Origin of the sequence: Citricoccus sp. I39-566, assembly GCF_031432995.1 — a bacterium.
GTDB classification, from domain to species: domain Bacteria; phylum Actinomycetota; class Actinomycetes; order Actinomycetales; family Micrococcaceae; genus Citricoccus; species Citricoccus nitrophenolicus_A.
Genome location: NZ_CP133842.1, coordinates 998,179 through 1,016,372 on the forward strand (window position 1 = coordinate 998,179; position 18,194 = coordinate 1,016,372).

18 protein-coding genes are annotated in these 18,194 nt (G+C 69.9%); 16 read left to right on the plus strand and 2 right to left on the minus strand.

The genetic code is table 11. The annotated features are described in order from the left end of the window. The first annotated feature begins 570 nt into the window (after positions 1 to 570). The 11 genes from RE421_RS04705 to RE421_RS04755 all read left to right on the plus strand — a co-directional run bounded on the left by RE421_RS04705 (position 571) and on the right by RE421_RS04755 (position 10,837). Positions 571 to 1,047, plus strand: coding sequence for a DUF559 domain-containing protein (locus tag RE421_RS04705; protein ID WP_309815116.1), 477 nt, complete (start codon positions 571 to 573; stop codon positions 1,045 to 1,047). A 190-nt stretch (positions 1,048 to 1,237) separates the two neighbouring features. Next, positions 1,238 to 2,101: an IclR family transcriptional regulator gene (locus tag RE421_RS04710; protein ID WP_309815119.1), complete on the plus strand. Its 864-nt coding sequence runs from the start codon at positions 1,238 to 1,240 to the stop codon at positions 2,099 to 2,101. Between the two features lie 140 nt (positions 2,102 to 2,241). After that, positions 2,242 to 3,465: a 4-hydroxybenzoate 3-monooxygenase gene (locus RE421_RS04715; RefSeq protein ID WP_309815122.1), complete on the plus strand. Its 1,224-nt coding sequence runs from the start codon at positions 2,242 to 2,244 to the stop codon at positions 3,463 to 3,465. A gap of 130 nt (positions 3,466 to 3,595) precedes the next feature. Next, on the plus strand, positions 3,596 to 4,360 hold the full coding sequence (gene pcaH / locus RE421_RS04720) for a protocatechuate 3,4-dioxygenase subunit beta (RefSeq protein WP_396134633.1): 765 nt from the start codon (positions 3,596 to 3,598) through the stop codon (positions 4,358 to 4,360). Beyond that, positions 4,350 to 4,991 carry a protocatechuate 3,4-dioxygenase subunit alpha gene (gene pcaG / locus RE421_RS04725; protein WP_309815125.1) on the plus strand — a complete coding sequence of 214 codons (642 nt, stop codon included), beginning with the start codon at positions 4,350 to 4,352 and terminating at the stop codon, positions 4,989 to 4,991. Before pcaH ends, pcaG begins: the two co-directional genes overlap by 11 nt. 159 nt (positions 4,992 to 5,150) lie before the next feature. Beyond that, complete coding sequence (locus RE421_RS04730) at positions 5,151 to 6,698, plus strand: lyase family protein (protein ID WP_309815128.1); 1,548 nt, start codon at positions 5,151 to 5,153, stop codon at positions 6,696 to 6,698. Next, positions 6,695 to 7,501, plus strand: a complete 807-nt coding sequence (locus RE421_RS04735; RefSeq protein WP_309815131.1) for an alpha/beta hydrolase — start codon at positions 6,695 to 6,697, stop codon at positions 7,499 to 7,501. The genes RE421_RS04730 and RE421_RS04735 overlap by 4 nt, the downstream gene beginning before the upstream one ends. Next, positions 7,498 to 7,959 carry a 4-carboxymuconolactone decarboxylase gene (gene pcaC, locus RE421_RS04740; RefSeq protein ID WP_309815134.1) on the plus strand — a complete coding sequence of 154 codons (462 nt, stop codon included), beginning with the start codon at positions 7,498 to 7,500 and terminating at the stop codon, positions 7,957 to 7,959. The genes RE421_RS04735 and pcaC overlap by 4 nt, the downstream gene beginning before the upstream one ends. An 11-nt stretch (positions 7,960 to 7,970) precedes the next feature. Then, positions 7,971 to 9,185 (plus strand): thiolase family protein, encoded by a 1,215-nt coding sequence (locus RE421_RS04745; protein ID WP_309815136.1) that lies wholly within the window; start codon positions 7,971 to 7,973, stop codon positions 9,183 to 9,185. Positions 9,186 to 9,374: 189 nt separating this feature from the next. Beyond that, complete coding sequence (locus tag RE421_RS04750; protein WP_309815139.1) at positions 9,375 to 10,136, plus strand: 3-oxoacid CoA-transferase subunit A; 762 nt, start codon at positions 9,375 to 9,377, stop codon at positions 10,134 to 10,136. Positions 10,137 to 10,147: 11 nt separating this feature from the next. Further along, positions 10,148 to 10,837: a 3-oxoacid CoA-transferase subunit B gene (locus RE421_RS04755; RefSeq protein WP_309815142.1), complete on the plus strand. Its 690-nt coding sequence runs from the start codon at positions 10,148 to 10,150 to the stop codon at positions 10,835 to 10,837. Between the two features lie 233 nt (positions 10,838 to 11,070). Here the strand turns inward: RE421_RS04755 and RE421_RS04760 are convergent, their stop codons facing one another. Both RE421_RS04760 and RE421_RS04765 read right to left on the minus strand, forming a co-directional pair. Beyond that, the gene (locus tag RE421_RS04760; RefSeq protein WP_309815145.1) at positions 11,071 to 12,438 is read right to left on the minus strand and encodes an MFS transporter; all 1,368 of its coding nucleotides are present in this window, start codon (positions 12,436 to 12,438) and stop codon (positions 11,071 to 11,073) included. 257 nt (positions 12,439 to 12,695) lie between these two features. Further along, entirely contained in the window at positions 12,696 to 13,217 is a 522-nt protein-coding gene (locus tag RE421_RS04765) for a MarR family transcriptional regulator (RefSeq protein ID WP_309815147.1), read from the minus strand. A gap of 207 nt (positions 13,218 to 13,424) precedes the next feature. On the opposite strand from RE421_RS04765, the gene RE421_RS04770 reads away from it, so the two are divergent. The 5 genes from RE421_RS04770 to RE421_RS04790 all read left to right on the plus strand — a co-directional run bounded on the left by RE421_RS04770 (position 13,425) and on the right by RE421_RS04790 (position 18,179). Then, positions 13,425 to 14,354, plus strand: a complete 930-nt coding sequence (locus RE421_RS04770) for an SDR family NAD(P)-dependent oxidoreductase (RefSeq protein ID WP_309815150.1) — start codon at positions 13,425 to 13,427, stop codon at positions 14,352 to 14,354. A gap of 89 nt (positions 14,355 to 14,443) precedes the next feature. Continuing rightward, positions 14,444 to 15,349, plus strand: coding sequence for an amidohydrolase family protein (locus tag RE421_RS04775; RefSeq protein WP_309817096.1), 906 nt, complete (start codon positions 14,444 to 14,446; stop codon positions 15,347 to 15,349). Continuing rightward, positions 15,346 to 16,551: an acyl-CoA dehydrogenase family protein gene (locus tag RE421_RS04780; RefSeq protein ID WP_309815155.1), complete on the plus strand. Its 1,206-nt coding sequence runs from the start codon at positions 15,346 to 15,348 to the stop codon at positions 16,549 to 16,551. Before RE421_RS04775 ends, RE421_RS04780 begins: the two co-directional genes overlap by 4 nt. 89 nt (positions 16,552 to 16,640) lie before the next feature. Beyond that, on the plus strand, positions 16,641 to 17,111 hold the full coding sequence (locus RE421_RS04785; RefSeq protein ID WP_309815158.1) for a MaoC family dehydratase: 471 nt from the start codon (positions 16,641 to 16,643) through the stop codon (positions 17,109 to 17,111). A 63-nt stretch (positions 17,112 to 17,174) separates the two neighbouring features. Further along, a complete protein-coding gene (locus RE421_RS04790; RefSeq protein ID WP_309815160.1) occupies positions 17,175 to 18,179 on the plus strand; it encodes an ABC transporter substrate-binding protein in 1,005 nt (334 codons plus the stop codon). Positions 18,180 to 18,194 lie beyond the last annotated feature (15 nt).

Genomic DNA, 18,194 nt, shown 5'->3' on the forward strand with positions numbered 1-18,194 from the left:
GTGGACAGCCGGGCGGGTCGTCCACAGCCGGACTCGGCACGTGCGGTGGTATCGCCTCTTGTTCGCCAGGCTGAGGCCATGTCCCGACGCCGACCCCTTCCCGATGAATACCGGAGCGCGCCATTCAGCAGGGTTCGGGCTCTGGCGACTGGGTTGACCGAGGGGCGGCTGAGAGCCTCTGACCTCGAACGACTCGGCTACGGGCTGTACCGGCATGTTTCCGTTGCCCTACCCGACTGGACCGCTCTGGGGCTTCCGGATCCGGCCCATGGCGTGGGCCCCGGCCACCTGGCCGCCTTACTCGAGGCCACCGGAGGTGCTCTCTCCCACCAGTCGGCGGCGCATCTCTTCGGGATCCCGCTGCCACCCTGGCTCGCAGACGAACCGGATCTGCAGATCACCGGACCGGGACCGGAGTTGCGCAGCCGTCGCCCCGGGGTCACGGGACATCGACGGCCGCTGTCTCCGGCCGACGTCGTCGTCCGCCATGGCTTGCCGTGTACCAGCGCGGAGCGCACATGGTTGGACCTGGCGTCTCTGCTCCGGCTGGGACAGGAGGATTCGTTGGTAGTGGCCGGCGACCACCTCGTCAAGCATCCTTGGGTCAAAGGCGGACGCCTGGAACCGGTCAGCACCCCAGGAGACCTGGAGCGGGCGTTTCGCCGCGTGGGTCGCTTCAAGGGGGTCCGTCTGGCGCGAGCCGCCCTGCCGCGGATCCGGGTGGGTGCGGATTCTCCGACAGAGACGCTCGTCCGGTTGATGCTGGTAGACGAGGGCCTGCCCGAACCCGAGCTGCAGGTCCATGCGACCGCCTTGGATGCCGACCCCTACCCGGCTGACCTCGGATTCAGGGAGGCCAAGATCGCCCTCCAGTACGACGGCGAGCACCATCGAACCCCGGAGCAGCAGCTGATCGACGCCCGCCGTGACGCCTGGTTTGAACGCCATGGTTGGATCGTCATCCGCATCACCGTGGAAGACCTGAGAGACGACCTCCGCGATGTCATTCGGCAGGTTCGTGCCTGCCTCGGCGACCTGGTCGGATAGGCACCCCGGATCGACGGGGGTGCCGGAGGGCTGCCAAGCGAGATGTCCGGCGGAGCACATTGGGGGCAATCCCCACCGGTGGGGATTGCCCGCACAGTGGATTCTGGGCGGGTGGTCTGTGGAGTTGGGAGACGGCACCCACGAGTTTTGCCCGGAAAGTGGAGGGGGAGGGGTCGGTAGGCTGGGCGTCATGGTGGAGGAGAGCGCGAGGGACGGCACCCTGGACCGGCTGATCCGGATCCTCGGCGCCTTCGACGCCGACCGGCCCACCCTCTCCGTCGCCGCGCTGGCCCGGCGGGCCGCGATCCCCGTGCCCTCCGCCTACCGGTGGGTCGACCGGCTCACCGCGGCCGGGCTGCTGGAGCGCGCGGAGGGCGGCGCCGTCGGTCCCGGGATGCGGTTGTGGGAACTGGCGTCCCGGTCCTCGCCGGGTACCTCCCTGCGCCAGGCGGCCATGCCGTACATGGACGACGTCCAGGCCGTGCTGCGCCAGCACACCCAGATCGCCGTGCTGGACGCCAGCGGGGTGCTCGTCCTCGAGCGGCTCTCGGCCCGCGGGGCGGTGCCCAACCAGGCGACCATCGCCGGCCGCATGCCGACCTTCACCACCTCCCTCGGCCTCGTGCTGCTCGCCTTCTCCCGGCGGCATGTCACGGAGGCCTTCCTGACCGATCACGCGGACGCCCTCGGCTCCCCGCTGCGGGAGATCTGGCACCAGGGCGGCAACGCCCGCAACGTGGTCAACCCGACGGAGGCGGAACTGCGCACTCGTCTGGCGGAGGTCCGGCAGCAGGGTTTCGCCGCCGTGGACGGTCAGGTCGACTCAGAGGCGACGGGGGTGGCGGTGCCGGTGCTCTCCCCGGAGGGCCAGGCCATCGCGGCGCTCGGCGTGGTGGTTCCCCTCTCCTCAGAGTTCAGGCCCGGACTGGCGCCGATGCTGATGGCCGCGGCACGCGGGATCAGCCGGGCGTTGGGCCCGAACGGTGCCATGCCGCCGTCGGACACGGTGTTCCCCGAGCACCCGCCGGTGACGATGCCGGACGCCCGCACGTGACGCACGTCGCGCCCCATATTCTCGCCCAGTGAGAATCGATCCGTCGCTTCGCTGTTCGCCCCGTCACACTGGAGACTGACGGCCCGGCCCGCCCGTGGCCCCTCGGCAGCCGAAGTTGACACCCCCGCAAAGGAGCTGGAATGGCAGATCGCGCAGACGCACCGCTGATCACCCGCACGAAGGTCGGCATCATCGGAGGCGGCCCCGCCGGGCTCATGCTCTCCCACCTGCTGGCGAAGCAGGGCATCGACAACGTGGTGGTGGAGCTGCGCGACCCTGACACGATCAAGAACACCCACCGTGCCGGCATCCTCGAGCAACAGGCCGTGCGGATGCTGACCGAGTCCGGCGTGGACGGCCGCGTCCTGACCGACGGTGACGAGCACGAGGGCATCGACCTGCGCTTCAAGGGCGAGTCGCATCCGCTGAACTTCCCTGACCTGGTGGACGCCACGGTCACCCTGTACGCCCAGAACGAGGTGTTCATCGACCTGTCCGCGGCCCGCGCCCGGGACGGCGGCGACGTCCGCTACGAGTCAGAGGTCATCGAGGTGGCGGACCTGAAGACGGACACCCCGAAGATCCGCTACCGGGACGTCTCCGCCGGGGCCGACCCGGACACCGTCCACGAGATCCACTGCGACATCCTCGTGGGCGCCGACGGCTCCCGCTCCTTCTGCCGCCGCGCCGTGGGGCAGGAGCAGGGCCACCAGGACTTCAAGATCGAGTACCCCTTCGCCTGGTTCGGCATCCTCACCGAGGCCCCGAAATCCTCGCCGGAACTGATCTACGCGAACTCCCCGCACGGCTTCGCACTGATCTCCCAGCGCTCCGAGAGCGTCCAGCGCATGTACTTCCAGTGCGATCCGGCGGAGAGGACCGAGGACTGGTCGGACGACCGGATCTGGACCGAGCTGCAGAAGCGCGTGGACGGCCCGGACGGCTTCCAGCTCAAGACGGGCCCGATCTTCGACAAGACCGTGCTGGGCTTCCGCTCCTTCGTCCGCGAGCCGATGAGCCATGGCAACCTGTTCCTGGCCGGCGACGCCGCGCACACCGTCCCGCCGACCGGCGCCAAGGGCCTGAACCTGGCCTTCGCCGACGTCAAGGTGCTCTTCGAGGCCCTGGACTCGCTCTACTCCACCGGCTCACGCGAGCTGCTGGATGCCTATGCCGAGACCGCCCTGAAGCGCGTCTGGAAGGCCCAGAACTTCTCCTACTGGATGACCTCCATGCTTCACACCCGCAAGGACGCCAGCCCGTTCGAGACCAAGCGCGCCCTCGGTGAGCTGGAGACCATCACCTCCTCGCGCTTCGGCCAGCAGTACCTGGCCGAGTCGTACACCGGCTGGCCGCACGCCTGAGATCCACCGTCTGTACCGCAACCAGTACCCCACCACCACCACCAGGAGAAAGGAGTAGCCCGTGAGCAGCGACACCACCGAGAACACCGGACCCGTCGTCGAGGACGACGAGACCTTCGACAACAGCCACGTGCTCGACCCCGCAGCGACGCAGGACTCCCAGGAGACCATCAGCGCCGAGATCAAGGGCATCCATGACGCGGCGTCCGGGGAGACCCAGCCGCGCGTGAACTTCCCCCCGTACCGCAGCTCCCTGCTGCGCCACCCCACCAAGGACATGCACCACACCGACCCGGAGACCATCGAGCTGTGGTCCCCGGCCTTCGGCCACCGGGACGTCCACACCCTGGAGTCCGACCTGACCATCCAGGGCAACGGCGAGCCGCTGGGCGAGCGCATGGTGGTCCGCGGCCGCGTGCTGGACGGCGACGGCCGCCCGGTGCGCAACCAGTTGGTGGAGATCTGGCAGGCCAACGCCTCCGGCCGCTACGTGCACAAGCGCGACCAGCACCCGGCGCCGCTGGACCCGAACTTCACCGGCGTGGGCCGCACGATCACCGATGACCAGGGCTTCTACCAGTTCACCACCATCAAGCCGGCTCCGTACCCGTGGAAGAACCACCACAACGCCTGGCGTCCGGCGCACATCCACTTCTCGCTGTTCGGCACGGACTTCACCCAGCGGATGATCACCCAGATGTACTTCCCGGGCGATCCGCTGTTCAGCCTGGACCCGATCTACCAGTCGATCACGGACCAGAAGGCCCGCGACCGCCTGGTCGCGACCTACGACCACAACGTCTCCACGCACGAGTGGAACACCGGCTACTACTGGGACATCGTCCTGACCGGCAGCAACCGCACCCCGATGGAGGCCGATACCGATGCGCATTGAGAAGACCCAGCTGGAAGCGGCACGGGCGGGCGGCGAGAAGCTCGTGGCCACCCCGGGCCAGACCATCGGCCCCTTCTTCGGCTACGCCTCGGCCTACGAGAACGTGCACATCCCCTTCCGGGACGGCCAGAACCTCGTCAATCCCGCCAGCCCGAAGGCCGTGCGCCTGACCGGCACCGTCTACGACGGCGCGGGGGACCCGATCCCGGACGCCATGCTCGAGATCTGGCAGGCCGACGAGAACGGGCAGATCCCCCAGGAGACCGGCTCCCTGGTCCGCGACGGCTGGACCTTCACCGGCTGGGGCCGGGCCACCGCGGACAACGTGGGCACCTACACCTTCTCCACCGTCAACCCGGGACCGACGGAGGAGGGCAAGGCCCCGTTCTTCCACCTGGTGGTCTTCGCCCGCGGCCTGATGAACAAGCTGCACACCCGGATCTACCTGCCGGAGGACACCGCGGCCCTTGAGCAGGACGCGCTGCTCTCCTCCGTGGAGGCGGACCGCCGCCAGACGCTGATCGCCGAGCGCGAGGCCGACGGCACCCTGCGGTTCGACGTCCACCTGCAGGGCGAACAGGAGACCGTGTTCCTGCAGTTCCCCGGCATCGAGTACCCGGTGCACGACTGATCCGGTTGCCTTCGATGAGTGCCGGCACCGCCCGGCACGCCGCCGCCTGATGGCCCGGCGGGACCAGCGTCTCCGTGACGAGAACGGACGCAAAGGCCCGCCGGGCCATCGGTGCGGATAGCCTAGAAACACCCCACCACGCCAGGAGAGCGCCCACCGATGTCCACGCCCGCGTCGCCGTCAGACCACCAGGCCGCCGCGTCCGGTTCGCCCGGGCTGTCCGGACTGGCGCTGGAGGCCGACGCCGGCCTGCTGGACCCGCTGTCCTCCGGCACCACCGCGGTGGTCCAGTCCTCGGACGCGAACTACCTGCTCCACCTGCTGCAGGTTGAGGCCGCGTGGACCGCGGTCCTCGCCGAGCACGGGATGGTCACCGACGCCCAGGCCGAGGCCGCCGCCGAGGCCGCCGACCCACGCCACCTCGTCGACTACGACCTGATCGGGCTCGCCCACGCCGGCCAGAACGGCGGAAACGTCCTCATCCCGGCGCTGAAGGCCATGCGGACCCGGGCCGCGCAGGCCGCCCCCGCCGAGCCGGGAGTCTCCTCCGCCCTCCATGTGGGGGCCACCAGCCAGGACATCATGGACACCGCCATGATGAGGATGGCCGCCCAGGTCACCGGGACGATCCTGGCGGACCTGCGCGCCGCCGTCGGGACCCTGGTGGACTTGGCCACCGAGCACCGCGCCACGCCCATGGTGGCCCGCTCCCTCGCACAGCACTCCCTGCCCTCCACCTTCGGGCTGCGGGCCGCCGGCTGGATGTCCGGCCTGGCCCAGGCCGGCCGCCGGCTCGAGGACGCCACCGCGGAACTGCCGATCCAGTGGGGCGGCGCCGCGGGCACCATGGCCGCCCTGTCCGGCCGGGTGGCCAAGGCCCGGGCCGCCGGGACGCTCGACGCCGGCACCGATGCCTTCACCCTCGTCGAGGACCTGGCACAGCGACTGGGCCTGCAGGCCCCCGCCGGACCGTGGCAGACCAACCGCATGCCCATCACCGGGCTGGCCGCCGCACTGGCCGACGTGGTGGCGGCCTGCGGGAAGATCGCCAACGATGTATTGATCTCCGCCCGGATCGAGAACGGCGAACTCGGCGAGCCGCTGGTCGCCGGCCGGGGCGGGTCCTCCGCGATGCCCCACAAGCAGAACCCCGTGCTGTCCGTGATGATCCACGCCGGCGCCCTCGGTGCCCCCGGCACGCTCGCGCAGGTCCTCACTGCCGCCGGCGCTGCCAACGAGGAACGCCCGGACGGGGCCTGGCACGCCGAGTGGCCCGCCCTGCGCCAGCTGATGCGCACCGCCGGGGGAGCCGCCGCCCGGACGGCCGAACTCGTCTCCGGACTGCGCGTGAACACGGACCGCATGGCCGAGAACCTGAACCGCGTGGGGCCCCTGCTGGTCTCCGAACGGCTCATGGCCGAACTCGCCCCGCTCCTCGAGGAGAGCGGCCCAGAGCCGGGCTCCGGCCAGGCCGGTTCCGGCAAGGAGCGGCTGCAGGAGATCGTGGACCGCAGCCTGGACGCGCAGCACGGCCAGCACCAGGGGAGCGACTTCCGGACCCTGCTGCGCGCCGCCCTGCCGGACACCGTCTCGGACGCCGAGCTGGACGGCCTGCTCGACCCCGCCAACTACACCGGCGAGGCCACCACCCTCGTGGACCGCCTGGTGGCCGAGTACCGCAATTTCGCAGAATGGAGCACCACGTGAGCACACCAGAGATCACCGCCATCCGCCTCTCCGGCGAGGGCGAGGCAGCCCCGGACAAGGACGTCCTGTTCGTGGGGGCCGGCCTCGGCACGGGCGTCCAGGCGCTCTGGGCGGAGGCCGCCAACGAGCTGGCGGACCGCTTCCAGGTCATCGGCTGGGATCTTCCCGGCCACGGTCAGTCCCCGGCCCACAACGAGCCGATCGCCATGGCGGACCTGGCCAACGCCGTGGCCGACCTCGTGAAGGCCCAGCACGCGGCCGGGACCATCCCGGCCGGAGCCAAAGTCTATTACGCCGGCGTGTCCATCAACGGGGCGGTCGCCCTGCAGCTCGGCCTGGACCACGGGGAGCTGTTCGACGGCATCGCCGTGATCTGCTCCGCCGCGAAGATCGGCCAGACCGAGGCATGGCAGGAGCGCGCCACCTTCGTGGAGGCGGCCGGTACCCCGTCCATGGTGGCCGGCTCCGCGGAGAAGTGGTTCGCCCCCGGGTTCATCGAGCAGCACGCCGAGCGCACCACCCGCCTGCTGCACACCCTGCAGGAGGCCGATCGCTTCTCCTACGCCCGGCTGTGCGAGGCCCTCGGCGGCTTCGACGTCCGCGAGCGACTGGGAGAGATCACCGTCCCGATCGTGGCCCTCCACGGCGCCGAGGACGGGGTCTGCCCGCCGGCCGACGGCGAGGCGATCGCGGCCGGCGTCGCCTCCGGTCAGGCTCACGTACTGGAGCACGTGGCGCACCAGGCCCCCATCGAGAAGCCCGCTGAGACCGCAACCATCCTGAAGGAGGCCTTCACCGCATGAGCGAGCACCAGCGTGAGCAGCAGGACGCCCAGCCGGTGGGCCACCAGATGGACCGCACCTCCCAGGAGGTCTACGACGCCGGCATGGCCGTGCGCCGCGAGGTCCTGGGCGCCGCCCACGTGGACCGGGCCGAGTCGAAGAAGGACGAGACCACCGAGGACTTCCAGAACCTCATCACGCGCTACGCGTGGGGCACCATCTGGACCCGCCCCGGCCTGGACCGCCGGATGCGCTCGGCCGTCACCATCTCCGCGATGGTCTCGGGGGGATACTGGGAGGAGGCCGCCATGCACCTCCGGGCGGCCCTGCGCAACGGCCTGAGCCGGGACGAGATCAAGGAGATCCTGCTCCAGACCGCCATCTACTCCTCCGTGCCCGCCGCCAACATCGCCTTCAAGCTGGCCCAGGAGGTCTTCGCCCAAGTGGACGAGGATCTGGCCGCCGGCAAGGACCTCTGAAAGGACCCCGCATGAGCACCCAGTACCAGGACGCCTACCTCTACGACGCCGTCCGCACCCCCTTCGGCAAGGTCGGCGGGGCGCTGGCCAAGTCCCGCCCGGATGACCTCGCCGCCCTCGTGGTGAAGGAGTCCGTCCAGCGCGCCCCGGGCCTGGCGCAGGCCGGTGCCGAGGCGATCGACGAGGTCGTCTTCGGCAACGCCAACGGCGCCGGCGAGGAGAACCGCAACGTGGCCCGCATGGCGACCCTGCTGGCCGGGCTGCCGACCTCCATCCCCGGCACCACCGTGAACCGCCTCTGCGGCTCCTCCCTGGACGCCGCGATCATTGCCTCCCGCCAGATCAACGTGGGCGAGGCGGACCTGATGCTGATCGGCGGCGTGGAATCCATGTCCCGCGCCCCCTGGGTGCTGCCCAAGACCGAGCGCCCCTTCCCGATGCACAACCTCGAGCTGGCCAACACCACCCTCGGCTGGCGGCTGATCAACCGGAACATGCCGAAGGAGTGGACCGTCTCCCTGGGCGAGGCCACCGAGCAGCTGCGGGAGAAGTACGGCATCACCCGCGAGCGGATGGACGAGTTCGCCGCGAACTCCCACCAGCTCTCCGCGAAGGCCTGGGACGAGGGCAAGTACGACAACCTGACCGTCCAGGTCCCGGACGTGGACCTGACCCGGGACGAGACCATCCGTCCGGACTCCACCGCCGAGTCCCTGGGTGGGCTGCGCACCGTGTTCCGCAAGGAGAACGGCATGGTCACCGCCGGCAACTCCTCGCCCATGAATGACGGCGCCTCCGCCGCCTGGCTCGGCTCCGAGAAGGCCTCGGAGACCCTGGGCCTGCAGCCCCTGGCCCGCATCGCCGGCCGCGCCGCCGCCGCCAACGAGCCGCAGTACTTCGGCTATGCCCCGGTGGACGCCGTGAACCAGGCCATCGCGCGCGCCGGCATCACGTGGGAGGACATCTCGGCCGTGGAGCTCAACGAGGCCTTCGCCGCCCAGTCGCTGGCCTGCACGGACGCCTGGGGCGTGGACCTGGACATCGTCAACACGTGGGGCGGGGCCATCGCCATCGGCCACCCCCTCGGTGCCTCCGGTGCCCGCGTGCTGGGTACCCTGGCCCGCCGCCTGGAGGAGTCCGGTGACCGCTGGGGCGTCGCCGCCCTGTGCATCGGCGTCGGCCAGGGCCTCGCCGTGGTCCTCGAGAACGTCAACGCCCGCGCCTGACCCCACCCCCTGCGCTTTGCGGGCAGAAATCACTAGTGATCTCTGCCCGCAAAGTGAGGGATGCGGACCACGACGCCGGCCCGGCGCCTTCCAGCGGAAGGGTGCCGGCCGGCGTCGTGGTCCCGGTCCGGCCACCGCAGACCAGACCTGACAGTAGAACCCCTCTCATCCCCGCTACAAGGAGGAACGATGCTTGAGTTCGTGGACTCGGCCGCCCAGGCCGTCTCCCGGATCACCGACGGCGCCACGGTGCTGATCGGCGGATTCGGCAACGCCGGCCAGCCGATGGAGCTGATCGACGCCCTGATGGATTCCGGCGCCACCGGGCTGACCGTGGTGAACAACAACGCCGGCCAGGCCGACGCCGGCCTGGCCCTGCTGATCAAGGAGCGGCGGGTGGCCAAGATCATCTGCTCGTTCCCGCGCCAGTCCGACTCCTGGCACTTCGACGAGGCCTACCGCGCCGGCGAGATCGAGCTGGAGCTCGTCCCGCAGGGCAACCTGGCCGAGCGCATGCGGGCGGCCGGTGCCGGCATCGGCGGCTTCTTCAGCCCCACCGGCTACGGCACCGAGCTGGCCGAGGGCAAGGAGGTCCGCGAGATCGACGGCACGCACTACGTGCTGGAATCCCCGATCCGTGGCGACTTCGCCCTGATCAAGGCCTACGCGGCGGACCCCTACGGCAACCTCGTGTTCCGCAAGACCGCCCGCAACTTCGGCCCCGTGATGGCCACCGCCGCCGCGCACACCATCGTGCAGGTGGACGAGGTCCTCGACGAGCCGCTGAACCCCGAGCACGTGGTGACGCCGGGCATCTACGTGGACACCGTCGTCGGGATCCCGACCCAGTCCGGGGTCAAGGAACGCGCCGAGCGTGAGGCCCTGGCCGCCGGCAAGCCCAAGCCCTGCCTGGCCACCAAGACCGCGGCCGAGCTGGCCGCCGAGAAGTGAGGAGCGAGCAGATGAGCGAGCAGAACGCACAGCAGGCGCAGTCCTTCCGCAGCACCGACGCCCCGCTGACCCAGGACGAGCTGGCCCAGGTGATCGCCGCGGACATCGAGCCGGGGTCCTTCGTGAACCTGGGCATCGGCCAGCCGACCACCGTGTCCAACTATCTCTCCCCGGAGCAGAAGGTCACCCTGCACACCGAGAACGGCATGCTCGGCTTCGGCCCGCAGGCCACCGGGGAGCAGGTGGACGAGGACCTCATCAACGCCGGCAAGATCCCCGTGACGGAGCTGCCCGGCTCGAGCTACTTCCACCACGCCGACTCCTTCGCCATGATGCGCGGTGGCCACCTGGACGTCTGCGTGCTGGGGGCCTACCAGGTCTCCGCGACGGGCGACCTGGCCAACTGGTCCACCGGCAAACCCGGCGCCATCCCGGCCGTGGGCGGCGCCATGGACCTGGCCATCGGGGCCAAGGACACCTACGTGATGATGGACCTCTTCACCAAGAAGGGCGACGTCAAGCTGCTGGCCGAGTGCACCTTCCCGCTGACCGGCGTCGGCTGCGTGTCCCGCATCTACTCGGACCAGGCGGTGCTGCTGCTGGACGAGACCGGCGTGGTCAAGGTCCGCGAGCTGCACGGCATCACCTTCGAGGAACTGCAGCAGGCCCACGAGGGCGTGACCTTCGAGAAGGTCTCCTGACCCTCGCTACGCCCCCTGCTTGCGGGCAGAGATCACTAGTGATCCCCGCCCTCACGGCGAACCACCGCACGACGTCGGCCCCCCCCCCCCCCCCCCCCCCCCCCCCCCCCGCGGGCCCCCCCCCGACGTCGTTCCCGGGGAAACCGGCGCCCTCCGGGCCCCGACGGACCGGGCACAGAGTGACCTGACCCCGTCACCACGGTGGGGGTCGGGTCACTTTGTGCCCAGGTGGGTCAGTGCTCGTGGGTGGCCAGGTCGTGGTCCTTCGACTCGCGGGTCAGGAGCAGGGCGATCACCGAGACCACGGCCATGGCACCGAGGAACACGGCCACCGGCACGATCGAGGTGCCGCCGCCGGGGCCCGCGTAGAGGGTGGCCAGGATGGTCGGGGTGAAGCCGGCGCCGAGCAGGGTGGCCAGCTGGTAGCCCAGGGAGGCCCCGGTGTAGCGGGAGCCGGTGCCGAACTGCTCGCCGATGAAGGCCGCCAGCGGGCCGTAGATCATGCCGTGCAGGCCCAGGGCGATGGTGAAGGCGAGCAGCAGCACGAACCAGTTCGTGGACGTGAGCATCTCGAACAGCGGGAACAGGAAGCCGACGAAGAGCACGAGCCCGGCGACCATGACCGGACGGCGACCGAAGCGGTCCGAGAGGTGGCCGAACCAGACCACGAAAAAGATCGAGAAGATCGAGGCCAGCGCGAAGGCGTAGAGCACCGAGGAGCGGTCCGTGCCGGCCTCCGTGGAGTACTGCACCGCGAAGGTGGACAGCAGCACCTGCAGGCCGAAGCCGCTGGCGCCGGCAAACATGGTCAGCAGCAGGGCCCGCGGGCGACGCAGCACCTGGACGATCGGCAGCTTGGGCTTCTTCTCCTGCTCGCGTTCCTGCCGTTCCGCCTGCGCGGCGGCCGCCGCGAAGACGGGGGACTCGCTGATCTTGGCGCGGACGACCATGCCCACGATCAGCAGGACGAAGGACAGCACGAACGGGACACGCCAGCCCCAGGCCAGGAACTCGTCCTGCGGGAGCAGAGCGGAGAGGGTGCCGAGGGCGAAGGTGCCCAGGGCGGCGCCGGTCGGCGCGCCGGCGTTGGTGAAGGAGGCGGCGAAGCCGCGCTTGCCCGACTCGGAGTGCTCGAGGGCCATCAGGGCGGCCCCGCCCCACTCGCCGCCCACGGCGATGCCCTGGCACACGCGCAGGAACACCAGGATGACCGCGCCCCAGCCGCCGATCGTCGCGGCACCGGGCACCAGGCCGATCAGGGTGGAGGCCACGCCCATGATGAGCATGGACAGCACCAGCATCTTCTTGCGGCCGAGCTTGTCCCCGAAGTGGCCGAAGACGGCCCCGCCCAGCGGACGCGCGAGGTAGCCGGCCGCGAAGGTGCCGTAGGAGGCGATCGCGCCGGCGAGCGGGTCCAGGCCGGTGAAGAACACGGTGGGGAAGACCAGGGCGGATGCTGCCGCGTAGAGCAGGAAGTCGTAGAACTCGATGGTCGAGCCGAGGTAGCTCGAGAGGATGACCCGGCGGGACTCACGGCGCCTGGTGGCGGGGTCCAGGTGCGCCAGGTCCGGCGCGGGGGCCGAGGCGGTGTCAACGGACATGGTGTCCTCCAGATCAGGGACGGGAAGGTCGCTTCGGGCGGGTGCCCGGCTGTGAGCCACAGCACGCTACGTATATGTAACGCTTTTCCCTTGAGAAAGTCAATCATTGAATACTTCACGCCTGACCGGACCCAGCCCCTCGCGCTGTCCGGGCAGAAATCACTAGTGATTTCCGCCCGGAAAGTAGAAGCAGCGCACGACGACGGCCGCGCACCCAGGTGCGCGGCCGTCGTCGTGGAAGTGGTGGGGGAGGGGGTCTAGAACGCGATCTTGAGCAGGAGTGTTCGCAGTTGCTTGCGTTCCCGGGGGGAGAGGGTGGAGAGGGTGTAGTCCTCGGAGTCCTCGAGGATCTGCAGGGCCTGGGCGTGGAGGTCCCGGCCGGGCTCGGTGGCCACGATGATCTTGGAGCGGCGGTCCCGCGGGTCGGTCTCGCGGCGAACGGCGCCGCGCTTCTCGAGGTTGTCCACGAGGGCGACGATCTGGCTCGGGTCCAGCGAGAGGAACTCACCCAGCTCCCGCTGCGAGGGGTTCATCCCGCTAGCGGCCAGGGAGAGCACCGAGAACTGGCGGACCTTGAGGTCGAGGCCTTCCAGCTCGCGGTTGGCGTGGCTGATCCCGCGTCCGCGTGCCCGGGAGGTCAGGAAGTGCACCTGCAGGGCGAGGTCGGAGTCGAGGAAGCGCCCGGTGCCGTCGGTGGGCTCGGGCGCGGAGGCTGCGGAGGGTGTGTCCTCGGGAGCGGCGGACCGCTCGGGGCTGGCCTGGTCAGTGGAGGTGGACATGCGTTGCTCGCAACCGTTCGTCACTTAGTTGATTTCTTCAAGTGTAGCCGCCCCGATCCCCGGCGGGCAGGCCCGGTGGATGAAGCGGTGTTGTCGGGTGAATCTACATCATTGACTTTCTCAACGGTATGGGTTGTCATGGTGTGCAGAGGCGCCCGCGGGGTGCCTGATTCGTCAATCGAAGCCGCCGCTACGCAAGGAGTCCCCATGTCCCTCAATGGAAAAGTCGCCATCGTCACCGGGTCCGGAGCGGGCCTCGGCCTCGCCTACGCGCAGGAGCTCGCCCGCCAGGGTGCCGCCGTCATCATCAACGACGTGAGCCAGGAGGCGGCGGACTCCGCTGTGGCGTCCATCACCGAGGCTGGCGGCCGGGCCTCCGCCGTGGTGGCGCCGGTCGGTTCCTCCGAGACCGCCGACCTGCTGGTCAAGACCGCAGTGGACACCTTCGGCGGCCTGGACATCCTCGTCACCAACGCCGGTATCCTGCGGGACAGGTCGCTGCTGAAGATGACGGACGAGGACTTCGACCTGGTCATCAACGTGCACCTCAAGGGCACCTTCACCTGCGTCCGCTCGGCCTACGCCTACTTCAAGGAGAATGGCGTGGCCGGCCGCATCGTCACCATCGGCTCGCCCACCGGCCAGCGCGGCAACTTCGGTCAGACCAACTACGCGGCCGCCAAGGCCGGGATCGTCGGCATGGTCCGCACGTGGGCGATGGAGATGAAGAAGGCCGGGGTCTGTGTCAACGCCGTGATCCCCGTGGCCGCCACCGCCATGACCAAGACCGTCCCCTTCTTCCAGGCCGCCGTGGAGGCCGATGAGCGCGGCGAGGCCATGCCGGAGTTCTTCCGCAAGGAGCTCGGCTTCGGCCCGGCCCAGGACGTGGCCGGCCTCATCGCCTTCCTGTCCTCCGAGGAGGCGGCCGGCGTGACCGGTCAGGCCATCGGCGTGGGCGGCGACCGCCTGCAGGTCTGGTCCCACCCGGAGGCCGTGGCCACCGAGTTCCAGGACGGCGGCTGGGACTACGCCACCATGCTCGCCGAGGGCAAGGCCATCCTCGAGGCCAACCTGCAGTCCGTGGGCGAGAGGATGCCCGAGCTGCCGGCCGAGCTGCAGCCCGAGAACGCCAAGTGAGCGGCGGCATGGGCGAGAACACCGAGCGCGCCGGGGCGCCCGTGCGCTACACGTGCGCCGTGGACGTGGACGCCGTGACCGCGGTGGACATGCACGTCCACCTGGAGAAGGACGACCACGGGCACGTGGCCATGCCGGACGACATCATGGAGGCCTCCTCGAAGTACTTCAAGGCCGAGGAGCGGACCCCGTCCATCGACCGGATCGCCGAGATCTACCGGGGCCAGCAGATGGCCGCGGTGGTCTTCACCGTGGACGCCAGCACCCAGATGGGGCACGAGCCGAACTCGATCGACGACCTCGTGGCCGGCTGCGCCCGGAACAACGACGTGCTGATCCCCTTCGGCTCCGTGGACCCCCGCCAGGGCGAGGCGGCGCTGACGGAGGCCCGCCGCCAGGCCGAGGAGCTGGGCGTGCGCGGCTTCAAGTTCCACCCCTCGGTCCAGGGCTTCGACCCCTCGGACGAGCAGTTCCGCCCCCTGTGGGACGAGCTGGAGCGGATCGGGCTGCCGTGCATCTTCCACACCGGGCAGAACGGGATGGGTGCCGGGCTTCCCGGCGGACGTGGCATCAAGCTGAAGTACTCCAACCCGCTGCTGCTGGACGAGGTCGCCGCGGACCACCCGAACCTGCCGATCATCATGGCCCACCCCTCGGTGCCGTGGCAGGACGAGGCCAACTCGATCGCCACCCACAAGGCGAACGTGTACATCGACCTCTCCGGCTGGTCCCCGAAGTACTTCCCGGAGTCGTTGGTGCGCCAGTCCAACAACGTCCTGTCCCGCAAGGTCCTCTTCGGCACCGACTTCCCGCTGATCACGGCCGAGAAGTGGATGAAGGCGTTCGCCGAGCTGCCGCTCAAGGACGAGGTGCGCCCCGGGATCCTCAAGGACAACGCGGTGCGCCTGCTCGGCCTGGGTGCCGGGACGCGGGGGAACGACGCCGGCCGGTCCGGCTCGGCCCCGGGCGGCACCACCGCGGGTGGTGCCGCATGAGTGCCACCCGCCCGGCCGTCGTCGGGACCGTGATCCCCTCCGACCTCTTCGGTTTCGCCGAGCGGCTGACCGAGGCCGAGCGCCAGGTGATCGACGGGCTGCGGAAGGACCTGCAGGATCGGGTCTACCCGCACCTGAACCAGGCGTGGGACCGGGCCGAGCTGCCGGATGAGCTGCTGCAGGCCGTCCGCGGCCTCGAGCTGATGGACCCCCCGGCGCTGCGGGAGGCCGGTGAGCCGGTGCGGGACATCCTCACCGGCTTCCGGAACTTCGAGCTGACCCGGTGCGACATCAACGTGGGCACGCTGTACAACGCCCAGGCCGGGCTCTTCCGCACCGTCTGCGCCCTCGGCGGCTCCCCGGAGCAGGCCCGGGAGCTGGACGCGAAGATCCAGTCCTACGAGCTGACCGGGGTGTTCGCCCTGACCGAGCCGGACCACGGCTCGGACGTGGCCGGCGGGCTGGCCACCTCGGCCACCCGGGACGAGGCCACTGGACAGTGGACCATCAACGGCGCCAAGCGCTGGATCGGCGGCGCCTCCGTCTCCGACGTGATGGCCACCTTCGCCCGGGACACCGCGGACGGCCAGGTCAAGTGCTTCCTGGTGCCGCGCGAGGCGGACGGGGTGTCCATGACGATCATCCCGAACAAGGCCTCCCTGCGGATCATGCAGAACGCGCACATCGAGTACCGGGACGTGCGCGTGGACGAGTCGGCACGGCTGCAGGGCATCAACTCGTTCAAGGACGTGGCCCGCTGCCTGCGGACCATGCGTTCGGACGTGTCCTGGATGGCCACGGGCGCCCAGGCCGGCGCCTATGAGGCCGCGCTGCGCTACGTGGGGCAGCGGGAGCAGTTCGGCCGCCCGCTGGCCGGGTTCCAGCTCATCCAGGAGAAGCTCGCCCGGATGCTCGGCAACCTCACCGCCTCCCTGGGGATGGTGGTGCAGCTGACCGAACAGCAGGCGGCCGGGGTGTTCAAGGACGAGAACTCGGCCCTGGCCAAGATGCAGACCTCGCTGATGCTGCGGGAGACCGTGGCCCTGGCCCGGGAGGTCTGCGGCGGCAACGGCATCACCCTGGACACGGACGTGGCCCGGTTCCATGCCGATGCCGAGGCGATCTACTCCTATGAGGGCACCCACGAGGTCAACGCGCTGATCGTGGGCCGGGCCGTCACGGGGGTCGGCGCCTTCGTCTAGCCCCTCCGGTCACGAATCCATCACCGATTTCCCACGACCATTGCACTTACCAACTATTGTGATGTAGAACACTCCTAGAGGAGAACACCATGACTGAAACCACCGCACAGACCGTCGTCCCGTTCGAGGACGTCAAGGCCTCCGCCGGCACCGATCTCGGCTACACCGAGTGGCGCGAGGTCACCCAGGAGATGATCAACACCTTCGCGGATGCCACGGACGACCAGCAGTGGATCCACGTGGACCCGGAGCGCGCCAAGGACGGCCCGTTCGGCGCCCCGATCGCCCACGGCTTCCTGACGCTGTCCCTGATCATCCCGTTCTGGTCCGAGCTGTTCGACGTGACCGGCGTGAAGACCAAGGTCAACTACGGCCTGGACAAGGTCCGCTTCACCAACCCGGTGAAGGTCGGCTCCCGCATCCGCATGAAGGGCTCCATCGCGGACGTCCAGGAGGTCAAGGGCAACGGCCTGCACCTCGTCACGGACGCCGTCATCGAGATCGAGGGCGAGGAGCGCCCCGCGGTCGTCGCCACCTTCCTGTCCCGCTTCTACGCCTGAGGCACCCGCTCTCAGGCTCCCGATGCCCGGCACCCCCGCCGGCATGACCTCCCAGGAGAAACCATGAACAAGAAGATCGCATCCCTCATGGGTGTCGTCGCCGTGGCGGGCCTGGCCCTCACCGGCTGCGGCTCCGGCTCGCCGTCCGGTGACGGCGAGAGCACCGCCGCGGCCGGCGCCTCCGAGTCCGGCGCCTCGGGGGAGCTCACCGAGGTGACGGTCGGCGTGCTGCCGATCGCCCCCTCGGTGGGCGTCCAGTATGGCATCGAGAACGGCATCTTCGAGGAGCACGGCTTCGACGTGGAGCTCTCCACACAGAACGCCGGGGCGGCCATGCTGCCTGCCGTGTCCAACCAGCAGATCACCTTCGGCGTGGGCAACCCGCTGTCCGTGATGACCGCCGTGGACCAGGGCCTGGACATGCGCATCGCGGCCGGGTACTCCAACTCCCTGGCCGAGGGCGAGGACATCGCCGGCGTGGTGACCAAGGCGGACAGCGGGATCGAGTCCTACGCGGACCTGGAGGGCAAGGTCACCTCGCTCAACGCCCTGCGCACGCTCGGCGACCTGACCATCATGGCCGACGCCGAGGAGGCCGGCGCCGACCCGCAGGCCCTGGACTTCACCGAGATGCCCTTCCCGGACATGCCGGCCCAGCTGGAGCAGGGCAACGTGGACGCCATCTGGGTACCCGAGCCGTTCCTGACCAGCGTGCTGTCGGACGAGGCCAACCAGCTGGTCGGCTACTCCTTCCAGGACGCCATCCCCGGCATGCCCACCATGGTGACCTTCACCTCGGGGGCCTACGCCGAGGAGAACCCGGAGGTCGTGGCCGATTTCGCCGCGGCCATGACGGAGGCCCTGGCGGCCTCCGAGGAGGACCCTGAGGGCACCCGCGCGATGCTCCCCGAGTTCATCGACCTGCCGGAGGAGGTCGCCGCCAACCTCAAGATGGAGGAGCTCAGCGGCGAGATCCGCACCGACCAGCTCAATGAGACCGCCGAGCTGGCCGTGAAGTACGGCTTCATCGACGAGGCCCCGGATCCGGCGAAGCTGTTCATCCAGTAGTCCCGGCCGGGCCGC